The sequence below is a fragment of the Saccharothrix hoggarensis genome (genome assembly GCF_042678885.1).
In the GTDB taxonomy this organism is placed as follows: domain Bacteria; phylum Actinomycetota; class Actinomycetes; order Mycobacteriales; family Pseudonocardiaceae; genus Actinosynnema; species Actinosynnema hoggarensis.
On the sequence record NZ_JBHTLK010000337.1, the window covers coordinates 1 to 5,100 of the forward strand.

Genomic DNA, 5,100 nt, shown 5'->3' on the forward strand with positions numbered 1-5,100 from the left:
GACCGTTCGCGACTCATCTTCGGGCGATCACGCTCTTCGATCGTCCGAAAATCAGGCGCGAACGGTCGACTTCCAGGCGACCGAGCCGCCGCCTGCGAAGCAGCGGCCAAAATTTCAGTGCAGGTCGCCCCAGGCCTTGTGGGCCTCGTTGACCACGCGCACCGCGTCGTCGATGTCGTCGGTCAGGTACAGCAGGTCGAGGTCCTTCTCGCCGACCTTGCCGCTCGCGAGCGCGGAGTCCCGCACCCAGTCGTACAGGCCTTGCCAGTACGCCTTGCCGAACAGCACGACCGGGAACTTGGTGACCTTCTTCGTCTGCACGAGGGTCAGCGCCTCGAACAGCTCGTCGAGCGTGCCGAAGCCGCCCGGCAGGCAGATGAACGCCTGCGAGTACTTGATGAACATGGTCTTCCGCACGAAGAAGTAGCGGAAGTTCACGCCGAGGTCGACCCACGGGTTGAGGCCCTGCTCGAACGGCAGCTCAATGCCGAGGCCGATGGAGAACCCGCCCGCCTCGGAGCAGCCCCGGTTGACCGCTTCCATGGCGCCGGGACCGCCGCCGGTGATGACCGCGAACCCGGCTTCGGCCAGCGCGCCGCCGAGCTTGCGCCCCGTCTCGTACTCGGGGTGGTCGCGGCCGGTGCGGGCGGAGCCGAACACGGTCACCGCGCTCGGCACCTCGGCCAGCGCGCCGAAGCCCTCCACGAACTCCGCCTGGATGCGCAGGACCCGCCACGGGTCGGTGTGCACCCAGTCGCTGGGTCCGCGCGAGTCCAGCAGCCGCTGGTCCGTGGTGGTCAGCTCGTCCCGACGACCCCGGCGCAGGACGACCGGTCCGCGCTGCTTCTCCTTGGGGTGCTCGTCCACGCCGTTCTCCGTCATTGCCCGGAGTCTAGACGTGACCCCCGGGTCAGCTCAGGAAGCGGCGCAGCACGTCCGCGCAGTCGCGGATCTGCTGGACGGGCACGTTCTCCTGCTGGGTGTGCGCGAGCAGCGGGTCGCCGGGCCCGTAGTTGACGGCGGGCATGCCGAGCGCGGCGAACCGGGCGACGTCGGTCCAGCCGAGCTTGGCGACGGGGGTGCCGCCGGCCGCCGCGACGAGCTCGCCGGTGATCGGCGCGCCGAGGCCGGGCAGGGCGCCCGGCGACATGTCGGTGACGGTGACGTCGTAGCCCTCGAACACCTCGCGGAGGTGCTGCTCGGCCTGCGCGGGCGTGCGGTCGGGCGCGAAGCGGTGGTTGACGGTGAGCACGGCCTCGTCGGGGACGACGTTGCCCGCCACGCCGCCGCCGACCTTCACGGCCTGCAGGCCCTCGCGGTAGAGGCAGCCGTCGATGTCGACCTGGCGCGGCTCGTAGGCCTCCAGGCGGCGCAGGGGCTCGCCGATGGCGTGGATCGCGTTCACGCCCATCCACCCGCGGGCGGTGTGCGCGCGGACGCCCTTGGTGCGGACCTCGATCCGCATGGTGCCCTGGCAGCCCGCCTCGATGACGCCGTTGGACGGCTCGCACACGATCGCCAGGTCGGCCTTCAGCCACTCGGGGAGGTCCCGCTCGATGCGGCCGAGGCCGTTGCGGACCGCCTCGACCTCCTCGCAGTCGTAGAACACGAACGTGAGGTCGTGGCGCGGTTCCAGGACGGTGGCGGCGAGGTGCAGCATCACCGCGTCGCCGCCCTTCATGTCGACGGCGCCGCAGCCGTGCAGGATGCCGTTCTCCAGCCGGGACGGCAGGTTGTCGTTGATCGGCACGGTGTCGAGGTGGCCCGCCAGCACCACCCGGGACGGGCGGCCCAGGTTCGTGCGGGCCAGCACCGCGTTGCCGGAACGCGTGACTTCCAGCGGGGTCTGCCCGGTCAGCGCGCGCTCGACCAGGTCGGCGAGGTGCGCTTCGTCACCGGAGACGCTGGGGACGTCCACCAGCGCGGCGGTCAGCTCGACGGGATCGGCGGCGAGGTGCAAGGTGTCGGCCACCCGGCGCACGTTACCGTTGACCCTCGTGAGCACCGCAGACACCACCGGCGCGTACGGCGTCGGACTCGCCACCGTCACCTCCTCCGGCGCCGTGCTGGACGTCTGGTTCCCGTCGCCGTCCCTCGGCGCGGCCGAGCCGGGCGTGACGCGGCTGTCGTCCGCCGAGGTCTCCGCCGAGCTGGGCGAGGCCGCCGCCAAGCAGCTCGGCGCGGACGCCGACCGCGACGTCGAGGTCGTCGGCGTCCGGGTCGGCATCGCGTCCCTGGCTGACGCGCCCACGTCGACGGAGGACGTCTGGCTGCGCCTGCACCTGCTGTCGTCGCGGCTGGTCAAGCCGCACGGGGCCAACCTGGACGGCGTCTTCGGGTTGCTCGGCAACGTGGTGTGGACGAACTTCGGGCCGTGCGCCGTGGACGGGTTCGAGCAGGCCCGGCTGCGGCTGCGCACCCGCGGCGCGGTCACCGTGTACGGCATCGACAAGTTCCCGCGGATGGTCGACTACGTCGTGCCGACGGGCGTGCGGATCGCGGACGCCGACCGGGTCCGGCTGGGCGCGCACCTGGCGCCGGGCACGACCGTGATGCACGAGGGCTTCGTGAACTTCAACGCCGGGACGCTCGGCACGTCGATGGTCGAGGGCCGCATCTCGGCCGGCGTGGTGGTCGGCGACGGCTCCGACGTGGGCGGCGGCGCGTCGATCATGGGCACGCTGTCGGGCGGCGGCAAGCAGGTCATCTCGATCGGCGAGCGCTGCCTGATCGGCGCGAACGGCGGCGTGGGCATCTCGCTGGGCGACGACTGCGTGGTCGAGGCGGGCCTGTACATCACCGCGGGCACGAAGGTGACCGGCGCGGACGGCGCGGTCGTGAAGGCGGGTCAGCTGTCCGGCATGTCGGGCCTGCTGTTCCTCCGCGACTCGACCACCGGCGTGGTGAAGGTGCTGCCCCGCAAGGGCACCGGCGTCGAGCTGAACGCGGCCCTGCACGCCAACGACTGACGTGGGGCGCGTGGGGGCCGCCGCCGCGGCCCCCACGCCCTCACGAGGTCAGGCGCTCCACGGCGGCGGCGATGCGGTCGTCCGCGGCCGTCAGAGCGATGCGGACGTGCTTGTCGCCCGTCGGCCCGTAGAACGTGCCCGGCGCGGCGAGGATGCCCCGTTCGGCGAGCCAGGCGACGGTGTCCCACGCGTCCTCGCCGCCGCGGGTCGACCACAGGTACAGGCCCGCCTCGGAGTGGTCCACGGTGAAGCCCGCCGCGGTCAGCGCGGGGAGCAGGAGCTCGCGCCGCGCCCGGTACCGCTCGCGCTGCTCGGCGACGTGCGCGTCGTCGGTCAACGCCGCCGTCATGGCCGCCTGCACGGGCCGGGGCACGATCATCCCCGCGTGCTTGCGCACCTCCAGCAGCGACGCGACCAGCGCCGGGTCGCCGGTGACGAACCCCGCGCGGTACCCGGCCAGGCTGGACGACTTGGACAGCGAGTGCACGGCCAGCAGGCCGTCCAGGCTGCCGCCGTTGACCTCGGGCCGCAGCACGGACACCGGTTCGGCGGTCCACGCGAGCGCCAGGTAGCACTCGTCGGACGCGACGACCGCGCCGACCTCGCGCGCGTCGGCCACGGCCTGCGCCATCCGCGCCGCGTCCTGCACGCGCCCGGTCGGGTTGGACGGGGAGTTCAGCCACACCAGCGCGGTGCCCGCGGGCGCCGGCTCACCGTCGGCGAGCCGCACCGGGGTCGCGCCGGCCAGCCGGGCGCCCACCTCGTACGTCGGGTACGCGAGCGCGGGGATGGCCACCACGTCGCCCGGCCCGAGGCCCAGCAACGTCGGCAGCCACGCCACCAGCTCCTTGGACCCGATGGTCGGCAGCACCGCGACCGGGTCGAGCGGCGGCACGCCGTGCCGCCTCGTCAACGCGCCCACGACGGCCTCGCGCAGTGACGCGGCGCCGTGCGTGGTCGGGTAGCCGGGCTGGTCGGCGACCGTGCCGAGGGCGTGCCGGATCAGCTCCGGGACCGGGTCCACCGGGGTGCCGATGGACAGGTCGACCACGCCGCCGGGGTGCGTGCGCGCCTTGGCGGCGTGGTCGGCCAGCGAGTCCCAGGGGAAGTCCGGGAGCCTCCGCGAAGTACCGGAGGTCACTCGTGCGACGCCTGCGGGGGGAGAGCCTTGATGAACGCGGGGTCGGCGGAGACCTTGCCGACCTTGGACGCGCCGCCGGGGGACCCCAGCTCGTCGAAGAAGTCCACGTTGGCCTTCGTGTACTCCTTCCACTCGTCGGGGACGTCGTCCTCGTAGTAGATGGCCTCGACGGGGCACACCGGCTCGCAAGCACCACAGTCGACGCACTCATCCGGGTGGATGTAGAGCATCCGGTCGCCTTCGTAGATGCAGTCGACGGGGCACTCTTCGATGCACGCCTTGTCGAGCACGTCCACGCACGGCTGGGCGATCACATAGGTCACTGCGCTCTCCTGCTCTTGTTCTGGTCCACACCGCGCAAGCCGGAGAGTACGCGGCGGATTCGATTGTCCAACGCTCAGGCTCGCCTTATCAGCACCGTGCTCCAGCTCACAGACCGACCTGCCCCGGCGCAGGGCACGATGCCGGGGTGGAGGACGTCGTCGAGTTGGAGCAGCGCTGCGCCGACGCGTGGCCCGCGCTGGTCGACCGCCCGCTCGGCCAGTGGCGCCTGCGCGCGGCCGACGGGTTCACCGGACGCGCCAACAGCGCCCTGACCACGGGCGACCCCGGCGTGCCCGTGCCGGACGCGTTGGCCGCGGTGATCGGGTTCGCGGCCGAGCACGGCATCAGGCCGGCCGCGCACGTGGTGGTCGGCGCGCCCGCGGAGGCGGCCGTCGAAGCCGCCGGCTGGCGCGTCGACGTCGACCACCCGGGCGGCGCGGAGTCGTTGGTGATGACGGGTCCGCTGCACGGGTTCGCCACCCCGAAGTCCGCCGACGTGGACGTTTCGGGCACTCCGCTTCCCGGATGGTGGGAGCTGGCCGCGCAGCCGTCGCCCACGGCGGCGCAGCGGCACGTGCTGGCGTCCGGGCCGACCGTCGGGTTCGGCACGGTGACCGCGGGCGGCGAGGTGGTGGCCGCGGTGCGCGGCGCGGTCGTCGGCGACCT

6 protein-coding genes are annotated in these 5,100 nt (G+C 73.0%); 2 read left to right on the forward strand and 4 right to left on the reverse strand.

Annotated elements, in window-relative coordinates; translation table 11 throughout:
* Nucleotides 1–114: 114 nt before the first annotated feature.
* Both ACFQ3T_RS34060 and dapE read right to left on the reverse strand, forming a co-directional pair.
* Nucleotides 115–882: an LOG family protein gene (locus tag ACFQ3T_RS34060; RefSeq protein ID WP_380729837.1), complete on the reverse strand. Its 768-nt coding sequence runs from the start codon at nt 880–882 to the stop codon at nt 115–117.
* Between the two features lie 28 nt (nt 883–910).
* The gene (gene dapE, locus ACFQ3T_RS34065) at nt 911–1,972 is read right to left on the reverse strand and encodes a succinyl-diaminopimelate desuccinylase (RefSeq protein WP_380729839.1); all 1,062 of its coding nucleotides are present in this window, start codon (nt 1,970–1,972) and stop codon (nt 911–913) included.
* A 25-nt stretch (nt 1,973–1,997) separates the two neighbouring features.
* Here dapE and dapD point away from each other — a divergent pair, with 25 nt between their 5' ends.
* Nucleotides 1,998–2,969 carry a 2,3,4,5-tetrahydropyridine-2,6-dicarboxylate N-succinyltransferase gene (gene dapD, locus ACFQ3T_RS34070; protein WP_380729840.1) on the forward strand — a complete coding sequence of 324 codons (972 nt, stop codon included), beginning with the start codon at nt 1,998–2,000 and terminating at the stop codon, nt 2,967–2,969.
* A 40-nt stretch (nt 2,970–3,009) separates the two neighbouring features.
* On the opposite strand, the gene dapC is transcribed toward dapD, so the two are convergent.
* Together dapC and fdxA are read right to left on the reverse strand one after the other, a co-directional pair.
* A complete protein-coding gene (dapC, locus tag ACFQ3T_RS34075) occupies nt 3,010–4,110 on the reverse strand; it encodes a succinyldiaminopimelate transaminase (protein WP_380729842.1) in 1,101 nt (366 codons plus the stop codon).
* Nucleotides 4,107–4,433: a ferredoxin gene (fdxA, locus tag ACFQ3T_RS34080; protein WP_053716290.1), complete on the reverse strand. Its 327-nt coding sequence runs from the start codon at nt 4,431–4,433 to the stop codon at nt 4,107–4,109. Before fdxA ends, dapC begins: the two co-directional genes overlap by 4 nt.
* A gap of 146 nt (nt 4,434–4,579) precedes the next feature.
* Here fdxA and ACFQ3T_RS34085 point away from each other — a divergent pair.
* The coding region (locus ACFQ3T_RS34085; RefSeq protein ID WP_380729844.1) for a GNAT family N-acetyltransferase, cg3035/Rv0428c family at nt 4,580–5,100 on the forward strand (521 nt) is incomplete at its 3' end.